The organism is Skermanella stibiiresistens SB22, assembly GCF_000576635.1.
Taxonomy (GTDB): Bacteria; Pseudomonadota; Alphaproteobacteria; order Azospirillales; family Azospirillaceae; genus Skermanella; species Skermanella stibiiresistens.
In genome coordinates this window covers 76273-93961 of the sequence record NZ_AVFL01000021.1, presented here as the reverse complement: position 1 = coordinate 93961, position 17689 = coordinate 76273, and the positions used below count along the sequence as shown (strand labels likewise).

17 protein-coding genes and 1 tRNA gene are annotated in these 17689 nt (G+C 66.3%); 9 read left to right on the top strand and 9 right to left on the bottom strand.

Features of this window, described 5'->3' with window-relative positions:
• The first annotated feature begins 90 nt into the window (after positions 1-90).
• From N825_RS24285 to N825_RS24270, 4 genes are all read left to right on the top strand, one after another.
• Complete coding sequence (locus tag N825_RS24285; RefSeq protein WP_037457828.1) at positions 91-945, top strand: manganese catalase family protein; 855 nt, start codon at positions 91-93, stop codon at positions 943-945.
• Positions 946-1060: 115 nt separating this feature from the next.
• Positions 1061-2290: a DUF2478 domain-containing protein gene (locus tag N825_RS24280; RefSeq protein WP_037457931.1), complete on the top strand. Its 1230-nt coding sequence runs from the start codon at positions 1061-1063 to the stop codon at positions 2288-2290.
• Between the two features lie 10 nt (positions 2291-2300).
• Positions 2301-3572, top strand: coding sequence for an FAD-dependent 5-carboxymethylaminomethyl-2-thiouridine(34) oxidoreductase MnmC1 (mnmC1, locus tag N825_RS24275; RefSeq protein WP_037457827.1), 1272 nt, complete (start codon positions 2301-2303; stop codon positions 3570-3572).
• A 358-nt stretch (positions 3573-3930) separates the two neighbouring features.
• A complete protein-coding gene (locus N825_RS24270) occupies positions 3931-4851 on the top strand; it encodes an OmpA family protein (RefSeq protein WP_198038878.1) in 921 nt (306 codons plus the stop codon).
• A gap of 33 nt (positions 4852-4884) precedes the next feature.
• Here N825_RS24270 and N825_RS38080 read toward each other — a convergent pair whose 3' ends face one another.
• From N825_RS38080 to glmU, 5 genes are all read right to left on the bottom strand, one after another.
• Complete coding sequence (locus tag N825_RS38080) at positions 4885-5487, bottom strand: DUF4167 domain-containing protein (protein ID WP_084165029.1); 603 nt, start codon at positions 5485-5487, stop codon at positions 4885-4887.
• A gap of 34 nt (positions 5488-5521) precedes the next feature.
• The gene (gene gabD / locus N825_RS24260) at positions 5522-7012 is read right to left on the bottom strand and encodes an NADP-dependent succinate-semialdehyde dehydrogenase (RefSeq protein WP_281174376.1); all 1491 of its coding nucleotides are present in this window, start codon (positions 7010-7012) and stop codon (positions 5522-5524) included.
• A 52-nt stretch (positions 7013-7064) separates the two neighbouring features.
• Complete coding sequence (locus N825_RS37560) at positions 7065-7418, bottom strand: HepT-like ribonuclease domain-containing protein (RefSeq protein ID WP_063833915.1); 354 nt, start codon at positions 7416-7418, stop codon at positions 7065-7067.
• Positions 7419-7745: a hypothetical protein gene (locus tag N825_RS24250; protein ID WP_051512912.1), complete on the bottom strand. Its 327-nt coding sequence runs from the start codon at positions 7743-7745 to the stop codon at positions 7419-7421.
• 90 nt (positions 7746-7835) lie between these two features.
• Entirely contained in the window at positions 7836-9230 is a 1395-nt protein-coding gene (glmU, locus tag N825_RS24245; RefSeq protein ID WP_245613217.1) for a bifunctional UDP-N-acetylglucosamine diphosphorylase/glucosamine-1-phosphate N-acetyltransferase GlmU, read from the bottom strand.
• A 158-nt stretch (positions 9231-9388) separates the two neighbouring features.
• Here glmU and gph point away from each other — a divergent pair, with 158 nt between their 5' ends.
• The 3 genes from gph (at position 9389) to cydB (ending at position 12704) form a co-directional block, all read left to right on the top strand.
• Complete coding sequence (gene gph / locus N825_RS24240) at positions 9389-10075, top strand: phosphoglycolate phosphatase (RefSeq protein ID WP_037457823.1); 687 nt, start codon at positions 9389-9391, stop codon at positions 10073-10075.
• Between the two features lie 206 nt (positions 10076-10281).
• Positions 10282-11688, top strand: coding sequence for a cytochrome ubiquinol oxidase subunit I (locus N825_RS24235; protein ID WP_037457820.1), 1407 nt, complete (start codon positions 10282-10284; stop codon positions 11686-11688).
• Positions 11689-11693: 5 nt separating this feature from the next.
• On the top strand, positions 11694-12704 hold the full coding sequence (gene cydB, locus N825_RS24230) for a cytochrome d ubiquinol oxidase subunit II (protein WP_037457818.1): 1011 nt from the start codon (positions 11694-11696) through the stop codon (positions 12702-12704).
• A gap of 31 nt (positions 12705-12735) precedes the next feature.
• Here cydB and N825_RS24225 read toward each other — a convergent pair whose 3' ends face one another.
• The 3 genes from N825_RS24225 to N825_RS24215 all read right to left on the bottom strand — a co-directional run bounded on the left by N825_RS24225 (position 12736) and on the right by N825_RS24215 (position 14969).
• Positions 12736-13665 carry an alpha/beta fold hydrolase gene (locus tag N825_RS24225; RefSeq protein ID WP_037457816.1) on the bottom strand — a complete coding sequence of 310 codons (930 nt, stop codon included), beginning with the start codon at positions 13663-13665 and terminating at the stop codon, positions 12736-12738.
• 40 nt (positions 13666-13705) lie between these two features.
• Positions 13706-14104, bottom strand: a complete 399-nt coding sequence (locus tag N825_RS24220) for a thiol-disulfide oxidoreductase DCC family protein (protein ID WP_037457812.1) — start codon at positions 14102-14104, stop codon at positions 13706-13708.
• A 64-nt stretch (positions 14105-14168) separates the two neighbouring features.
• Positions 14169-14969, bottom strand: a complete 801-nt coding sequence (locus N825_RS24215) for a DUF3108 domain-containing protein (RefSeq protein ID WP_245613220.1) — start codon at positions 14967-14969, stop codon at positions 14169-14171.
• A gap of 168 nt (positions 14970-15137) precedes the next feature.
• Between N825_RS24215 and N825_RS24210 the strand changes: the two genes are divergently transcribed.
• Positions 15138-15212: transfer RNA gene (locus N825_RS24210), tRNA-Val, on the top strand.
• A 102-nt stretch (positions 15213-15314) separates the two neighbouring features.
• On the opposite strand, the gene N825_RS24205 is transcribed toward N825_RS24210, so the two are convergent.
• Positions 15315-16406, bottom strand: a complete 1092-nt coding sequence (locus tag N825_RS24205) for a PA0069 family radical SAM protein (RefSeq protein ID WP_037457924.1) — start codon at positions 16404-16406, stop codon at positions 15315-15317.
• A 255-nt stretch (positions 16407-16661) separates the two neighbouring features.
• Here N825_RS24205 and N825_RS36870 point away from each other — a divergent pair, with 255 nt between their 5' ends.
• Positions 16662-17681 carry a glycosyltransferase family 2 protein gene (locus N825_RS36870; protein WP_051512908.1) on the top strand — a complete coding sequence of 340 codons (1020 nt, stop codon included), beginning with the start codon at positions 16662-16664 and terminating at the stop codon, positions 17679-17681.
• Positions 17682-17689: the final 8 nt, after the last annotated feature.

Sequence of the window (17689 nt, the reverse complement as noted above, 5' to 3'; positions counted from 1 at the left end):
CGCATTGGTGGTAGGGGCGATTTTTTTCATGACGGCATAACCTTCGTTCTGTTGCGGGAGGCGTCATTCCGTAAGACGAAGGTTTCCGCCATGTACTATCATGATAAGCGTCTGCAGTATCCGGTTCGCGTCGAGACCCCCGATCCGTTGTTCGCACGCCAGCTTCAACAAGCGATCGGTGGTATAGAAGGCGAAATCCGCGTCTGTCTTCAATATTTCTTCCAAGCCTGGGGTGCTCGCGGTCCGACCACCAAGTATCGCGACATGCTTTTGCATACCGCGACCGAGGAAATCGGCCATATCGAGATGCTTGCGACCGCGGTGGCCCTGAACCTGGAGGACGCTCCGCTGTCGCTCCAGGAGACCGCCGCCGAGTCCAACCCGCTCGTCAACGCCGTCATGAGCGGCGAACGCCCCCGGCACACCGTCGAGGGGATGCTGCACAAACACCTGCTCTCGACCGGTCTCGCGGCGTTCCCCGGCAATGCCGACGGCGTGCCGTTCGATTGCTCGCATGTCTACGCCAGCGGCAATCTGGCGGGCGACATGTTCGCCAACGTCACGGCCGAGTCGACGGGGCGCACCCTGGCGGTGCGGCTGTACAACGCGGCGCACGATCCCGGCATGAAGGACATGCTGAGCTTCCTGATCGCCCGCGACACCATGCACCAGCAGCAATGGCTGGCGGTACTGGAGGAACTGGGCGGCGCCGCGGCCCTGCCGATCCCGAACAGCTTCGACCAGAGCCTGGAGAAGCAGGAATACAGCTACGCCTTCTTCGGCACCAACAAGGATGGCGAGGCACCTCCCGCCGGCCGGTTCACGCAAGGCGCGTCGATGGACGGCAAGGGCACCTTCTCCGCCGTCCAGGCGGCGCCGCTCGGCGACGAGCCGGTGCTGGGACCGGCGCGCAAGGGCTCGGGCGCCCAAAGCGAACAGATGTGACGATGGTCGGCCGGCGGCGGTGACTCCGCCGCTGGCATGACCTACACTCCCGCGCCGCTCCTTCGGAGTGGATCACGACATGCGGGAGGTGGCGGTGGGTAAGGTGCCAGTCTCGATGCCGGTACTGAGACCCGGTGCCGTCATCCATGGGCCCAAGGCCATGACGGACACGCTGCTGGGCGATTTCGCCAGCGAACTGAGCCGGCGGGGCTTCAACGTCGCGGGCTTGATCCAGCGCAATCAGGATGTCGGCGATGGTTGCGCCTGCGTCATGGAGTTGGTCGACGTCGCCAGCGGCGACGCCATCCGGATCTCACAGGATCTGGGAACGGGCTCTAATTCGTGCCGGGTCGATCCGGCCGGGGTGGCCGAAGCCGGATCGCGGCTGCGCGCGGCGTTGGACGGCAAGCCCGATCTGGTGATCGTCAACAAGTTCGGCGGACTGGAGAAAAGTGGCGGGGGCTTGGCCGATGAGCTGCTATGGGCCATGTCCGAAGGATATCCTGTCCTCACCGCCGTCTCGGGCCGCCTGATCGACGACTGGCTGGAGTTCTGCGGCGGCCACTGCGACCTGCTGCGACCCGACGAGGCGGCGCTGTGGGCTTGGTGGGGTGGCCAGCGGCTATATCAAGACCTCCTGTTCGGGGTTGGGGATGGCGAGGTCCAGCGCGTCACGCGGGGCGCCCATTGGCTACTGGTCGAGGGGCCCGATGGCTGCGGCTTGGCCCGGGTGCCGCGGGGCGCGGACCAAGCGGGCCGTCCGCTGGAGGGCTTCGCGGCGCTGGGGCTGAAGGGACTCGCCGCGCTGGTCCAGTCGACCGATTTGTTCGAGGCGGCCTTGGGTGTGGCCGCAATCAACGCCCACTACAATCGGCCCGACATCGTCGCCGGTGACGGCAATGGCCCGAACACCAAGGGCCCGAACACCAATGGCCTGGACGCCTTCACCGGCGAGGAAGGCCGTGTCGTCTGCGTCGGGTCATTTCCCGACGTGGCGCGCCGGATGCCGCGCGCCCGGGTGATCGACGCCCTGCCCAGCGCCGATGAATACCCGGCGGCCGCCGCCGACTGGCTGTTGCCGGGGTGTGCCGCGGCGGTCATCACGGCATCGACGCTGGCGAACCGCTCCCTGCCCCGGCTGCTCGATCTGGCGCGCGGCTCGCGGGTGGCGCTGGCCGGTCCGGGTACTCCCCTGACGCCTCGGCTGTTCAGCTATGGCGTCGAGATCCTCGCCGGCTTCGTGGTCGACGATCCGGACGGCATGGCGGACTGCGTCGCGGACGACGCCACTCCGAAGCGGTTCAAGAACTTTGGTCGGCAAGTGGCGTTACGCCGTCCGGAATGATCGTACGGTAATGAAGGCCGCGGACGGCATTCCACCGTGGTTCCGGCCGCCACCGCCGATCGTGGCACCGGCCAGGGCGCTCGTGGTCGGCGGCGGGATCGCGGGAGCTTCCGCCGCGGCCGCCTTGGCGCGACGGGGCTGGAGCGTCACGGTGGCGGAACGGCGCGGGCGTGTCGCCGCCGAAGCGTCCGGCAACCCAGCCGGCATCCACATGCCGCGCCTGGTGGCGGGACGGTCGCCCGAGCGGTTCTTCCACACGCAAGCCTATCTTCATGGTTCGCGGGAACTGACGCGGTTGGGTTCGGCGGTGGATCGGTCGGCCTGTGGCGTGCTGCAACTGGCGATCAACCATCGGCAGGTGGAAAGCCATGCCGCCGTCCTGCGGGCCGAGGTTTTGCCGACCTCCGCAATGCGCGCCGTTGCCGCCGAGGAGGCGACGGTGTTGGCCGGCGTTCGCATCGATCATCCAGCCCTATGGTTTCCGGACGCGGGCTGGATCGATCCGGCGTCGTACTCCCGCGGCTTGCTCTCGGACACCGCCATCGTCCATCTGGAGTGCCAGATCGTCGACCTGAGGCGCGAAGGTGGAGCGTGGCACGCGGGTTGCGCCGATGGCCGCGACCTGGAGCCCGCCGATGTTGTGATCCTGGCGAACAGCCTGGATGCCCGCGCCTTCGAGCAAACCCACTGGCTTCCCCTATCGCCGCGCCGCGGCCAAGTCACCAGGGTATCGGCCAGCCGAAACCGGGAAGGCCCCCGGTGCGTGATCAGCCATGGCGGTTATGTCATTCCGGCCCGTGACGGGGAATACCTGATCGGCGCCACCTTCGACCGGGTCGAGGACGCGGTACCGGCCTTGGTTCAACATCCCAGCGACTCCGACGACGCCAGCAACCTCGCGGAGGCCGCCGCTCTTCTCCCGGACTTGTTCGCCGGCGCGGCACCACTCGGTGGGCGGGCGTCGCTGCGGGCGATGACGACCGACCATCTGCCGCTGGTCGGCCCGGTCGTCATCCACGACCGCTTCATGGAGGACTTCGCTGGACTGCGTCAAGGCAAGCTGGAGCGGAGCTTTCCAGATGCCAAGTGTCATCCGGGACTATGGGTGCTGGCGGGCCTGGGGGCACGGGGCTTGGTCACGGCGCCTTTCGCCGGGGAACTGCTGGCGGCGCTGATCACCGGAGAATCCGGATCGCCAGACCTCGCCGCTCGGCGGGAGATGATGGCGGCGCTTCATCCCGCCCGCTTTCTGGTGCGCGATCTCAAGCAGCGCAGGGCCTGATCCGCGCGAAAGTAGTAAAAAACCGGATTGATCCAGACGCGCGACAGGATAACTGTGTAAATCGAGACACAGTGTTGCGACAAGGCGTCTCCGTCCACGAATTGCCACAAGCGAAATGCCTGATCCGGTGGCTACGGTCGATCCGTAAAATTACGGGGAACGGGGCCTGACAATGAATTCTTGGAGGAAGCGGCATAACGCCCGCTTATTTAGTCTTGTTCTCGCCTTCGCCTTGGTGGCGTGCGACAGCGAGTCGGAAAAGAAAGATAGCTCAGCCACGTCACAGGATTCGGTCGCGGAGAACCAGGGCGCCGGTCAGCCACAGGATCAACTGGCGAACCAGCCAGAGCCATCGCCGGTGCCGACCACGCCGCCGGAGGTCACGCCGCCAGGTCTAAACGAGCCGGAAGCCGTCATCCCGGAGCCCGATGCCCAGCCCGGTGTGGTCGCGGGCGCCACCGGCGACGAACCGGAAGCGGGTGGCGAATCGATTCCACCGGACGAATTGGCGGGCGCGGACGATCAGGAGGAGGACGCCGAAGCCTCCCTTGGGATCACCCCATCCCAGCCGGAGCCAGAGCCGGTTCCCGCTCCGGCTCCCATCACCGGATCGGAGCCCTCGGCCGGGTCGCCCTCCCCCTCCGCGTCACCGGACAGGATGGCCGCTCCAGGGGCGGCTCCAGTAAGGACGCCGCCAACCAAGCCAAGCCCGGCCAAGCCGAGCCCGGCGCGTGACCCGCAGGTCGCCGCCATCCCGCCCAAGAAGCCGGAACGGATCGCCGTCGCCGCCAGAGGCGAGGAGCCGGCACACGCGCCGGCGCGCAAGCCCGGTGCCGTCACCTCGCTGGCGCCGGCCGAGCGGTTGCCATCGGACGTTTCGGTGGTGCCGACGCGGGCACGCGTGGGCGCACAGCCGGATCTCAGCCAGATGCTGTTCAAGATCCAGGAGGTGCATTTCAATCCGGGGAGCGCCACGTTGACGCCCGGCGGCGAGCGCAAGACCCTGACGGCCAGCCGCTTCATATCGGAACTGCGGGTGCGGGCGATCAGGATCGTCGGCTACGCGGACACCGTGGGGTCCGCGACCTTCAACGAGGAATTGGCTCTGGCACGCGCTGGGTCGGTCGCCAAGCTGCTGGAGCGGACCGGAGTTCCCGGTCACCTGATCGAAACGGTCGGGATGGGCGAGGCCAAGATGCCGATGCCAACGAACGACGGGGTGTCGGAACCCTTGAACCGCTGCGTCGGCATCCTGGTCGCGGTCGAAGATCTTCCGTGAGCGACCTCCCGTGAGCCGCGGGCCCGAAGCCGCCTAGAGCGGCTGGTCCGGCGGCGGACGGCGGCGCAGGGGCCCCGTGCGCTGGCCACGCCGGCGGGGCTTGCGGTCCATGTTGTTCGGACCGCCGTTCGGGCCATTCGGACCGCCGGGGCCGCCACCGGGACCCTGGTCCATCATCATCTGACCGTCGTCGTCCTGCGGCTGCTCGATCGGATCGGGCGGCCTGCGGTCGGCCATGGCCGTGCGGTACCAGTGTTCGGCGTATTGCAGGTGGCCCTGGGCGGTGATCTCGTCGCCAGCGGCCTTGGCATCCTGCGCCAGATCCAGATACCGCGCGTGCTTGGTCATGGCGTCGCCGCGGACCCTTTCGGGACTGCCGCCATCAATGCCGGGGGCTCGGTTCTGGCTTCGGAAGGAGGGGCGATTATGTCTTGGCGGCGGCACTTGTGCGTCCTTTGTTGGGACCGGCTCGCGATGGTGGCGCTTGAAACGTGTACGCGCCGCACCGCGATTGGTTCGAACCTTTTGGAATAGACCGGAACAGGGGCTCCGGTCATGCAAAATCGTCGGTTCGATTGAGGAACGCTTACCATTTTTCGATCGAGGGGCATCGGAACCACATCCGACACCCCCCATCAGCCTTGGCGACCTTTGAAACCTGAGCTGGAAATCAGATCTTGTCGATGCCGCCCATGCACAGATACTTGATCTCGAGGTAGTCCTCGATGCCGTACTTGGAGCCCTCGCGGCCGGTGCCGCTCTCCTTCATGCCGCCGAACGGAGCCACCTCGGTCGAGATGATGCCCTCGTTGATGCCGACGATGCCGTATTCCAGGGCATCGGCGACCCGCCAGATCCGGCCGATGTCACGGCTGTAGAAGTACGAGGCCAAGCCGAACTCGGTGTCGTTCGCCATCCGCACCGCCTCCTCCTCGGTGTCGAAGCGGAACAGCGGGGCGACGGGTCCGAAGGTCTCCTCGCGGGTCACCTTCATCTCGGTGGTGACGTCGGCCAGGATGGTCGGCTGGAAGAAGGTGCCGCCCAGCTTGTGACGCTCGCCGCCGACGACGACCCGGGCGCCCTTGGACAGCGCGTCGCGGATGTGGTCCTCGATCTTCTCGATCGCGGCCATGTCGATCAGCGGACCCTGCTGGGCCCCCTCCTCCATGCCGTCGGAGACCTTCAGCGCCTTGACCGCCTCGGCCAGCTTGGCGGCGAAGGCGTCATAGACGCCGTTCTGAACCAGCAGGCGGTTGGCGCAGACGCAGGTCTGACCGGCGTTGCGGTACTTGGAGGCCAAGGCGCCCTTGACCGCCTCGTCCAGGTCGGCGTCGTCGAACACGATGAACGGCGCGTTGCCGCCCAGTTCCAGCGACACCTTCTTGACCGTGCCGGCGCATTGCGACATCAGCTGCTTGCCGATCTCGGTCGAGCCGGTGAAGGACAGCTTGCGGACGATCGGGTTCCCGGTCATCTCGCCGCCGATCTCCTTGGCGGAACCGGTCAGCACGCTGAGGATGCCGGCCGGCACGCCGGCCCGTTCCGCCAGCACCGCCATGGCGAAGGCGGAATACGGAGTCGCCGTGGCCGGCTTGATCACGATCGGGCAGCCCGCCGCCAAGGCGGGACCCGCCTTGCGGGTGATCATTGCGGCTGGGAAGTTCCAGGGCGTGATGGCGGCGCAGACGCCGATCGGCTCCTTGGTCACGACGATCCGGCGGCCGGCCAGGTGCTGCGGGATGGTATCGCCGTAGACTCGCTTGGCCTCCTCGCCGAACCACTCGATGAACGAGGCGGCATAGGCGATCTCGCCCCGCGACTCGGTCAGCGGCTTGCCTTGTTCGGCGGTCATGATGCGGGCCAGATCCTCCTGGTTCTCCATCATCAGGTCGAACCAGGCGCGCATGATCTTGGCGCGTTCCTTGGCGGTCTTGGCCCGCCACGCCGGATAGGCCTTGTTGGCGGCCTCGATCGCGCGGCGCGTCTCGTCGGCGCCCATCGCCGGAACGGTGCCCAGCTTCTCGCCATTGGCCGGATTGGTGACGTCGATGGTCTTGCCGCTGTCGGCATCGATCCACTGACCGTCGACATAACACTGGCCGCGCAACAGCCCGGCATCCTTCAAGCCTAGCGCGTTCGCGGTTTGGGTCATGACGCTCATCGGTGGTCTCCTTGCTTAGCGTGTTTCTTGTATGGACCCCTGGTTTCCCTGATCAGGTCGCGGCGGGCATGACAGGTTCGAGCATGCCAGCGACGGCCGATCCCAGAGCGGGCACGTGCCGAGTGGCGGCGCGCCAGAGTATGATCACATCGAGGTTCTGGAAGTCGTGGACCAGCACATCCAGAGTACCGGCGATTGACCGCCAGTTGATCCCGCCGTGCTGGTCCCGAAAAACCATGGAGAGCCGCTTGGTCGCCTCGCCCACGATGATCATCTGGTAAGCCACCGCCGATATCGACCGCCTGTCATTCTCGAACCCAGTCGCGTCGAGCGTGCCGACGAAGCTCTCGATCAAGCCGCAGGCGTCGCGGATGTGCCCGAGCGCCAGCCGGTCGGACGGTGACATTCAGACGGCGACGTAAAGTCGGTGGGCGGAATCGCGGAACATCCGCGCCCGATCCCGATCGCCAAACTCGACTAATCCGGTCCAGCTGTAGAAATGAGCCTTGCGGCCGAAGATGTCGGAAAGCTCATCCTGCATGCTGACGCGGTCGAACAAGGTCCAGTCCGCGTCGGGACGCATGGTCACGAGCACGTCCAGTTCGGCCTCCGGGTCGGAACGCTCCTGCTCCGGTAGGTCCAGCAGGTCCAATTCGGCGACCTTCCAGCGATCACAGAAGGCATCGAGCTTCGCTTCGATGTTCTTGTACCTGTCGAGCGCCAGATGGCCCATGTTTCGTCCTCGATGCGATGGCCTCAATATAGGCGGTCCCATGCCGGCATGCCAGCATGGGTATCTCCCGCCCCAGCCAATAATCCGAGGCTACTTGGACTTCGCCGCCTTCTCCGCCGCGCGGCGGGCGCGGAAGCTGGTGGCCCAGCCCTCGAACACCGCCTGCTTGGCGCGCTCCACCGCCAGGGCCTCGGCGGGCACGTCGCGGGTGACGACGCTGCCGGCGCCGACGATGGCCCCGGCGCCGATCGTGACCGGCGCCACCAGCGCGGAGTTGGAGCCGATGAAGGCTCCGGCGCCGATCTCGGTATGGCTCTTGAAGAAGCCATCGTAGTTGCAGGTGATCGTGCCGGCGCCGATGTTGGCCTTGGCTCCGACGGTGGCGTCGCCGATATAGGTCAGGTGGTTGACCTTGGCGCCTTGGTCGATCCGGGCGTTCTTGATCTCGACGAAATTGCCGATATGGGCGTCCGGTCCGATATCGGCGCCCGGACGCAGCCGGGCGTAGGGGCCGATCTGGGCGCCCGACGCGACGCGGACCCGCTCGAAATGGCAGAAGGGGCGGATCTCGACCCGGTCGCCGACCTCGACCCCAGGGCCGAACACGACGTTCTGCCCAACCGTCACGTCGCGGCCAAGGCGGGTGTCGTGGCTGAAATAGACAGTCTCCGGATCGGCCAATGTGGCACCGCCCGCCATCGCGACCGCCCGCAGCCTGCCCTGCATCAGCCGCTCGACGACGGCCAGTTCCGCCCGAGAGTTGACGCCGATCACCTCCTCCGCCGGTCCCTCGACCACGCGGCAGGAATGACCCGCCGCGCGCGCCACGGCGACGGCGTCGGTCAGGTAGAACTCACCCTTGGCGTTGTCGCTGCCGATGCCGTCCAGCAGGGAGAACATGCGCCCGCCGTCGAACGCCATCAGCCCGGCGTTGCATAGGGTCACCGCCCGCTGCTCCTCCGTCGCGTCCAGGTACTCGACAATCGCCTCCAGGCCGCCGTCCGCCCCCAGGATCAGCCGGCCATAGGCGCCGGGCTCATCCGGCCGCATGCCGAGCACGACCACGGCGGGATCGCCGCCCGAGCCACCACCCCGCCCTCCCCTGGCGGCGATCATCGCGGAGAGGGTCGCCGGCGTCACCAGCGGCGTGTCGCCATAGGCCACCACGACGTCGCCGGCGAAACCGTCGAGCAGAGGCCGCGCCGCCATGACGGCGTCGGCGGTGCCGAGCTGGCGTTCCTGCACGACGGTGGCGTGGGGGGCGACCTCGGCCGCGACGTCGTCCATGCCGGGCCCGACCACGACAACGATCCGCTCCGGCGCCAAAGCCGACGCGGCGGCCACCACATGGCCCACCATCGAACGGCCGGCGACCTCGTGCAGCACCTTAGGCCGGTCGGACTTCATGCGGGTGCCCTTGCCCGCCGCCAAGATGATGCAGGCGAAGGGACGGCTGGAATCTGTACGCTGGTGTGTCATTGTCATGCTGCCGGTATCGTTCGATCCGCGTTCACGGGAGGTGTTTGGCCTCCCTTGTGCCACACCTCCGGCCAAGGCCAAAGCCCTCGATGGGTTCTTGGGCTGGGCTCTTGGGACGGGGTCTTGGCTGTTCGACCTGGACTGACTCATTTGGGGAAACTTCGATGCCCGAGCTTCAAGCCGTCATCTTCGACCTGGACGGCACCCTGATCGACAGCGCCACCGACATCACGGCGGCGGTCAACAAGCTGCTGACCAAGTACGAGCGCCCGCATGTCGGCGTCGACCAGATCCGAGGCATGGTCGGCGACGGCGCCCCGATCCTGCTGCGCAGGGTTTTCGAGGCGACCGGCGCGCCCCTCGACCCCGACCAGGCTCCCAAGATCTACGACGACTTCCTGCACTTCTACGAACGGGAAAGCGCCTCGCCGGACCAGATCTTTCCCGGCGTGCTGGAGACGCTGGACCTGCTGCTGGCGCGTGGCCTGCGCCTGGGCCTGTGCACCAACAAGCCGGAGACGGTCACCCGCGAGGTGCTGGGCCAGCTCGACCTCGCCCGGTATTTCGGATCGGTCGCCGGCGGCGACCCCCTGCCGGTGCGGAAGCCCGATGGCGGCCATGTCAGCTGGGTGATGGACCAGCTTGGCGTGACCGATGGCGCCGCCATCATGGTCGGCGACAACCACAACGACATCGCGGCGGCGCGCGGCGCCGGCATCCCCGTGGTGGCCGCAAGCTACGGCTATCCGCACGTGCCGACGGCCGAGATGGGTGCCGACGCCATCATCGACCACTTCACCGAACTTCCGACCGCCCTCGATGGCCTGCTCGATAAATTGGGCCGCCGATGAGTTCCTGAGCGAAATCACCGCAACGTTTCGTTCCCGCGTCCATTGAACCGCCCATCGAGGGGCCCGCGGGGGGTTCGCGGCTCCAAAGAGGGATGCCAAGTCGTCGCACTGGTCAAGGTATCGCCAAGCGCCAGCTAGGTGGTACCGGAGGCAAGGCGATCCAAAGCGCCGCTTCGGAACACGCAGGTCAGGGACAGGAGCGGACAATGGACATCGATCCGTTGATGTTGTCGCGCATTCAATTTGCTTTCACGATATCTTTTCACATCCTATTTCCGGCTTTCACCATCGGCCTCGCGAACTGGATCATGGTTCTCGAAGGACTTTGGTTACGGACCGGCCGCGACGTCTATCGCCGGCTTTCCGAGTTCTGGACGAAGATCTTCGCCATCTCGTTCGGCATGGGCGTGGTGTCCGGGATCGTCATGTCGTACCAGTTCGGCACCAATTGGAGCCGCTGGTCCGACATCACCGGCAACGTGCTGGGCCCGTTGATCCAGTACGAGGTGATCACCGCCTTCTTCCTGGAGGCGGCGTTCCTGGGCATCCTGCTGTTCGGCCGGGACAAGGTGCCACGCGGCATGCATTTCTTCGCGGCGCTGATGGTCGCGATGGGCACCATCATCTCGTCGTTCTGGATCCTGTCGTCGAACAGCTGGCTGCACACCCCGGCCGGATTCGAGATCCGTGACGGCCGGTTCTTCGTGACCAGCTGGTGGGAAGTGGTGTTCAATCCGTCCTTCCCCTACCGCCTCGCCCACATGGTGACGGCGGCCTTCCTGACGACATCCTTCGTGATCGCCGGCATCAGCGCCTGGTACATGCTGAAGGGCCGTTTCCCGGAATACACCCGCATCAACTATCCCATGGCGATGGGCATGATCGTCGTGCTGGCCCCCTTGCAGATCCTGCTGGGCGACCTGCACGGCCTGAAGACGATGGAAATGCAGCCAGCCAAGATCGCGGCGATGGAAGGGCACTGGGAAGGGGGCGCCGGAGCGCCGCTGATCCTGTTCGCCCTGCCCGACATGGCGGCGGAGGAGAACCACTACGAGATCGGCATCCCCTATCTGTCCAGCCTGATCCTGACGCATGAGCTGGACGGCGTGGTTCCGGGGTTGAAGGAATTCGCGCCGGAGGACCGGCCTTACATGCCGATCGTCTTCTGGACCTTCCGAATCATGGTCGGGATCGGTTTCCTGATGCTGTTCGTCGGGGCCGCCTACGCCTTCCTGCGGTGGCGCGGGCGGGCCTTCGAGACGCGCTGGCTCCACTGGCTCTCGGTCGCCATGACGCCGGCCGGCTTCGTCGCGATCATCGCCGGCTGGTTCACCACCGAGATCGGACGGCAACCCTGGATGGTCCAAGGCTTGGTGCGGACCGCCGATGGCGTGACGCCGTCGCTGACGGCGGGAGGCGCCCTGACCTCGCTGGTGACCTTCATGGTGACCTACGCGCTGATCTTCACCGCCGGCACCTATTACATCCTGCGCCTGCTGCAATTGGGTCCCCAGCCACACCGCGGGGAGACCACGAAGAACGCGCGACTGGATACCGGGCGGCCGAAGCGGCCCCTGTCGGCCACCGACGAAGCCATCGAACCGGCGGAGTGATTGTTATGGAATGGTGGCAAGACCTCACCCTGATCTGGACCGGCATCGTCGCCTTCGCGATCGTCATGTACGTCCTGATGGACGGTTTCGACCTCGGCCTCGGCATCCTGTTTCCCTTCGCGGGACGGCATGAGGACCGGGACGTCATGATGAACTCGGTGGCCCCGGTCTGGGACTTCAACGAAACCTGGCTGATCCTCGGCGGCGCCGGCCTGTTCGCGGCGTTCCCGCTGGCCTACGCGGTGATCCTGCCAGCGCTGTACCTGCCGTTGCTGGCGATGCTGATAGCCCTGATCTTCCGGGGCGTCGCGTTCGAGTTCCGCTTCAAGGCCAAGAGCAGCCGGTACCTGTGGGACGCCAGTTTCCACTTCGGCTCGCTGGTCGCGACCTTCGCGCAGGGCATGGCGCTGGGCGCCTTCATCCAGGGCTTCACCGTGGAGAACCGCAGCTATGTCGGCGGCATGTTCGACTGGTTCTCCCTCTTCAGCCTGTTCACCGGCGTGGCCCTCGTGCTGGGTTACGCGCTGCTCGGCTGCGGCTGGCTGATCTGGCGAACGGAGGGGACGCTCCAGGCCTGGGCCTACAAGCTGTCGAAGCCGCTATTCCTGGGCGTGATCGGCTTCATCTCCCTGGTCAGCGTCTGGACGCCGCTGGCGAACGAGACCATCGCCGCCCGCTGGTTCACGTGGCCGAACATCCTGTACCTGTCGCCGGTGCCGATCCTGACCGTGGGGTTGGGGCTGCTGTTCTGGCGGGCGATCAACAACCGCCGCGAGGTCCAGCCCTTCCTGCTGTCGATGGGGCTGTTCCTGCTGTCCTTCGCGGGATTGGCGGTCAGCCTGTGGCCCAACGTGATCCCACCGGACATCAGCATCTGGGACGCGGCGTCGCCGCCGGAGACACAGGAGTTCCTGCTGGTCGGGATGGCCTTCCTGATCCCGACGATCGTCATCTACACGATCTATTCCTATTACGTCTTCCGCGGCAAGATCACCGAGGATGCCGGGTATCATTGATTATCGGCGTTGACCCTGGGGCTGCCATGCCTCAAGGCTTGAGGAACGCCTTGATCGGCTCCAGGGCCGCCGCGGGCGCTTCCTCCTGGGGAACGTGGCCGATGCCGTCCAGGCGCACAAGCTTGGCGTTCGGCAAGGCGCCGAGGTAATCGGCGGCGTTGGCGATCGGGATCATCGCGTCCTTGGTACCCCAGAGCAGCAGCGTCGGCGCCTGGATCAGGCGCAGCAGGGGAACGGGATCCTCGCGTGTGTCCTGTTCCATCCGGGCGATCAAGGCGTCGCGGGCGCCGGGAGCCAGCATCAGGTCGTGATAACGGGTGACATAGGCGTCCGTCATCTTGGCCGGATCGGCGAAGGCCGGTTCCAGGTTCATCCTCAGCAGAACCCGCGGCAGGGCATACCGCATCAGCCTCATCGGCAACGGGACCTCCGCCTTGCGGCCATACTCCACGCCGGGAGCGGCGAACCCGTCCGGGGCGATCAGGACGAGCTTTTCGACCCTCCCAGGGTCCCGGGCGGCGAGGTTCCAGGCGATCCTGCCGCCCATCGACTGGCCGATCAAACTGGCGCGATCGATCCCCATCGCGTCCATGACGGCCCTGACGATCTCCACGTCGCGTCCGACCGTGTAATCGCCGGTCGGGTCCGGATCCGACAAGCCGGACCCTGGAAGATCCAAGCTGATGACCCGGTGATCGACCGACAGCTCGCGGGCCCAGGATTCCCACGTGTGGAGGCTGGACCCGAAGCCATGGATCAGGATCACCACCGGCGCCTTGGGCGGCGCCTCGCGAGAGCCGCTGTCGCGGACATGGAGGCGGATGCCGGCGACCTCGATCAGGTCGTCCGGCGACTGGAGATAGCGCGCCTCCAGGTCCGCGCGCGATTTATCGGGCGTCCAGAGCCAAAGCCCGACCCCGACCATGATGGCCAGTACGAGGAAAAGCGGTATGATCGTCATGGCTCTCACACCACCTACTCCCGGACTGATTGGTGGACGCTCAGGCGCTACGGCAACCGTCCGAGCACACGGCGCCCGCGGGCTGAGGCCGTACGCGCAGGAAGCCGCGATAGGCCAGCTCCAGCACCCAGAGCATACCGGGAAGACGGGCCAACATGCCAACCGTCTTGAAGCCGGGGACGATCGACCAGAGGGCCGCGAAAGCCGCCGCACCCGAAAGCCAGACGCCATCGGCGCGGCGCAGGTGGAAGCGCGCCAGTGCGGCCTCCTGACCAGGGCCATCGCCATTCGCGGCGATCGGCTCGGCGCGCAGATCGTGCCAACGGATTTGGCCTTCGACGTCGCGGCGCCGGTAGAGGGCGATCTCGCGCGAGCAGATCGGGCAGCCGCCGTCGTAATAGACGGTCGCGGCGGGAGACGGGGTTGGTTGGTCTGTCATATCGAGGGAGATGGGTGTCCAATGCCGCCCGACCAGGGGCGAAATCGTGCCACGGATTGGCGGCTCACTGGGCGGCGTCGGCGGAGGTCAGGTGCATGATCACGTCGCCGAACCGGCTGGCACCCTCCAGCCTGACGGGGATCGGCGGCATTCCCTCGATCACCGGCGCCAGCATCAGCGCGTAGGGCGTCCGCTTCTCCTCCTCGGTCGCGGCACCGTCCCGCTTCCAGTTGCCGGCCAGGACCTTGGAGGTGACCTCGCACTGGGTGACGGCACCGCTGAAGACGGAGTACCGGTTGGGCGCCAGCTGACGGTTTCCCACCGTTCGAAAACTCAGGTCGTAGCGGCGGCGGCCGTCGAACACGGGCACCGTCTCGGTGCAGCCGCGCCCGAGGGCGACGCCGGCCGCCACCGACAGCACGGCGGAGAGCGGATCGGTCGTGTTGGGGATCATCTCGGGCGGCACCGGCTCGCGCTCGGCCGGGTCGTCGGGCGGCATGACATCGGCGGCGACACCACCGGCGCCGTCATAGTCGAGGCGCACCGTCCTCCCCTGTCCGCGCCAGCTTCCCTGTTGCTGGTGGACGCGGGGCTCGGCCTCGCCCGCCCGCAGCACGCCGTCGGAGCGCGACAGGGTCCGCCATGGGAAGAACGTGCCGAGCAGCCCCTGCGTCTCGGCGCTGACCTCGACCGAGTAGCTGTTCCGCTGGACATCCAGCAGCATCGACGCCTGGAGAACCTCGAACCCGCCGGCATAGATCGCGTAGCCGAGCCTGACCCTCTCCGCCGCCAAGGCACCTTGCGCACCCACCATCAAGGCTGCCGCGGCCAGCATCGTGGCCGGGAGGAAACGCGATGGCGTCATGATCGGCACGGGGTAGCCTCCTGTTGATCGAACCACCCCATGCATGTGGGGCTCGGCCCCATCCCGGCAAATTCAAAACCACGCTTCCGGCGCTTGACATTGACCGCGGCCCCGAATAAATAGGGCCTCCGCCGCACGGACGGGCTTTTGCCCCGGCGGAACACGGATGGGCGGTTAGCTCAGCGGGAGAGCATTCGCTTCACACGCGAAGGGTCACTGGTTCAATCCCAGTACCGCCCACCATCCCCCCGATATTCAATCATAAATCAGTAGCCGTAGGTCGGCAGAACACCTGGTGAAATAGTTCCGCTCTCGGTGGATCGGCGTCGTGTGCCGGAGGAAAATCTAAAGCAGCGCCAGCTGGTCGCCCCTCATCGGCGGCGGCTTGAACTGGGAACAGTCGAGTTCCCATCGCCGGCCGCCCAGCCCCAGGCGCCGGGTGGCGAGCTTGAAGCGCCGCGACAGCAGGTCCGCGATCGGACCGGTCCCGGTCATGCGGGTGCCGAAGTCCGATTGGTACAGCGCCCCAGCCCGCGCCTGACGGATCAGGCTCAGCACGCGGGCGGCCCGGTCGGGTACGTGCTCGCGCAGCCATTCCTCGAACAGGTCTTTGATCTCCAGCGGCAGGCGAAGCAAGATATAGCTGGCCCCCGTGGCGCCCGCCCCGGCGGCGGCCTCGAGGATCGCCTCCATCTCGTGGTCGTTGAGGCCGGGGATCATCGGGCTGGCGAGCACCGACACCGGCACTCCCGCCGCGACCAGTTCCCGCACGGCCGTCAGCCGCTTGGGCGGCGTGCTGGCGCGCGGTTCCATCCGGCGGGCGAGGTCGCGGTCGAGCGTGGTGATCGAGACCGAGACATTGGCCAGCCCCTTGGCCGCCATGGGCGCCAGGATGTCGAGATCGCGGGTCACCAAGCCCGACTTGGTGATGATGCCGATCGGCTGGTTGAAGTCGCGGCAGACCTCCAGCACCGAGCGGGTGATCCGCTCATCCCGCTCGATCGGCTGGTACGGGTCGGTGTTGGCTCCGATCGCCAAGGGCCGGCAAGTGTAGGACTTGGCCCGCAGTTCCTTGGCCAGTAAGTCGGCGGCGTTCCTCTTGCGGAACAGCCGGGTCTCGAAGTCGAGACCAGGCGACAGGCCTAGATAGGCGTGGGTCGGCCGGGCGAAGCAATAGATGCAGGCGTGCTCGCAACCCTTGTACGGGTTCAAAGATTGCTCGAACGGGATATCGGGCGAGTCATTGCGCGCGATGATCGTCCGCGAGGCGTCGTCGGACACGGTGGTCCGGAGCGGCGGCGGATCCTCGTCGCCACCAGGGACCCAAGCTCCTGACCAGCCGTCATCGACCAGTACGCGGCGCTCGCGCTCGAAGCGCGAACTCTCGTTCCCGATGGCACCCCGCCCCTTCAGAGCCCTGCGCGCGATCTCGTCCATGCCGATCAGGATAACCGCCAAAACTCGGAACGTAAAGTGAACATTATGGCTTATTCAGGGCAAAATCCCGCGCCAAACCAGTCTCTTGGGCGCGTCACACGAAAGCGCGCGAATTGCCCGGTAAATTTGCAACATCATCTGGATTGGTTACTTTTACGCCGGGTGTTCTAGGGCCGATTAGGACGCGTACGCCGAATGTCATGCCTGCTATCAAGGGAGACAAATTTAAGTCTAAAAAAGCAGGGTATATCCGCCATGATCTCAGTCGTCATGCCGTCCTACAACTCCGCCGAATTCATCGAGCAAGCGATCGAAAGCGTCAGGGCCCAGACATACCCGCATTTCGAGTTGCTGGTGTGCGACGATGGCTCGACCGACGCGACCATCGAAATCGTGGAACGGCTGGCGCGCCAGGACGACCGGATCAGGCTGCTTCGAAACAACAGCCGAAACATCAGCCGCAACTGCAACGTCGGCCTGTTCCAGGCCAAATACCCGTGGATCGCCCGGCTGGACGCCGATGACGTGATGGTGCCGGCCCGGCTGGAGCTTCAGATCAGGGCGGCGGAACAGGACCCATCGGTCGTTCTGTGGGGTGGTTTCGCCCGTCTGGTCGATCGAGCGGGCAAGCCTCTGCGCACGCTGCGAACGGGACCGACGACAGCGGCCGAGTTCGAGGAAACCCGCTTGGCCGGCTCCATGTTCGTGATCCAGGGACCGACCGTCATGTTCCGGCGCGACATCGCGCTCGAGATCGGCGGCTATGATCCGTTCTTCAATTCCGCCGAGGACCTGGAGCTTCTCCACCGCATGACGGCCCGTGGGCAGGCGCGGGTGCTGCCGACCATCCTGACCGACTACCGCGTCCATGGCGGCAGCATCACGTCGGGCAAGGCCGCGCACCAGATTCGGCTGATCCGCTACATCGAGGCCCGCAACCGGGCCATCCTGGCCGGGCGGCCCATGCGCACCCCCGAGGAGTTCATGGGGGCGCTCGACAGCGCTCCGGATTTCATCCGCTTCCTGGAATGGATCGACGGCAAGGCGCGGCAGAACTATCGCAACGCCAGCGTCCACCACGCGGAGAAGAGGGTCTCCCAGGCGGCGCTGTGCCTGACGCTCGCGTTGCTGTGCAATCCGTTCTTCAGCGTTCCCCGCATGTCGAAGCGTCTGGGCCGCGCGGCCGGCCGCCGGTCCCGGGTGGCGCTGCGGGGTGTCGCGCGCAAGTTCCTGGATGTGACGCATATCGGCCACCACGGCGGTCCGGCCCTATGATCGCGTCG

What these genes read in the sequence shown, in the direction of transcription:
- N825_RS24285 (WP_037457828.1), top strand. Translation starts at nt 91, where the DNA reads ATGTACTATCATGATAAGCGTCTGCAGTATCCGGTTCGCGTCGAGACC.
- N825_RS24280 (WP_037457931.1), top strand. Translation starts at nt 1,061, where the DNA reads ATGCCGGTACTGAGACCCGGTGCCGTCATCCATGGGCCCAAGGCCATG.
- mnmC1 (WP_037457827.1), top strand. Translation starts at nt 2,301, where the DNA reads ATGAAGGCCGCGGACGGCATTCCACCGTGGTTCCGGCCGCCACCGCCG.
- N825_RS38080 (WP_084165029.1), bottom strand. Translation starts at nt 5,487, where the DNA reads ATGGGGGGTGTCGGATGTGGTTCCGATGCCCCTCGATCGAAAAATGGT.
- gabD (WP_281174376.1), bottom strand. Translation starts at nt 7,012, where the DNA reads ATGAGCGTCATGACCCAAACCGCGAACGCGCTAGGCTTGAAGGATGCC.
- N825_RS37560 (WP_063833915.1), bottom strand. Translation starts at nt 7,418, where the DNA reads ATGTCACCGTCCGACCGGCTGGCGCTCGGGCACATCCGCGACGCCTGC.
- N825_RS24250 (WP_051512912.1), bottom strand. Translation starts at nt 7,745, where the DNA reads ATGGGCCATCTGGCGCTCGACAGGTACAAGAACATCGAAGCGAAGCTC.
- glmU (WP_245613217.1), bottom strand. Translation starts at nt 9,230, where the DNA reads ATGACAATGACACACCAGCGTACAGATTCCAGCCGTCCCTTCGCCTGC.
- gph (WP_037457823.1), top strand. Translation starts at nt 9,389, where the DNA reads ATGCCCGAGCTTCAAGCCGTCATCTTCGACCTGGACGGCACCCTGATC.
- N825_RS24235 (WP_037457820.1), top strand. Translation starts at nt 10,282, where the DNA reads ATGGACATCGATCCGTTGATGTTGTCGCGCATTCAATTTGCTTTCACG.
- cydB (WP_037457818.1), top strand. Translation starts at nt 11,694, where the DNA reads ATGGAATGGTGGCAAGACCTCACCCTGATCTGGACCGGCATCGTCGCC.
- N825_RS24225 (WP_037457816.1), bottom strand. Translation starts at nt 13,665, where the DNA reads ATGACGATCATACCGCTTTTCCTCGTACTGGCCATCATGGTCGGGGTC.
- N825_RS24220 (WP_037457812.1), bottom strand. Translation starts at nt 14,104, where the DNA reads ATGACAGACCAACCAACCCCGTCTCCCGCCGCGACCGTCTATTACGAC.
- N825_RS24215 (WP_245613220.1), bottom strand. Translation starts at nt 14,969, where the DNA reads ATGACGCCATCGCGTTTCCTCCCGGCCACGATGCTGGCCGCGGCAGCC.
- N825_RS24205 (WP_037457924.1), bottom strand. Translation starts at nt 16,406, where the DNA reads ATGGACGAGATCGCGCGCAGGGCTCTGAAGGGGCGGGGTGCCATCGGG.
- N825_RS36870 (WP_051512908.1), top strand. Translation starts at nt 16,662, where the DNA reads ATGATCTCAGTCGTCATGCCGTCCTACAACTCCGCCGAATTCATCGAG.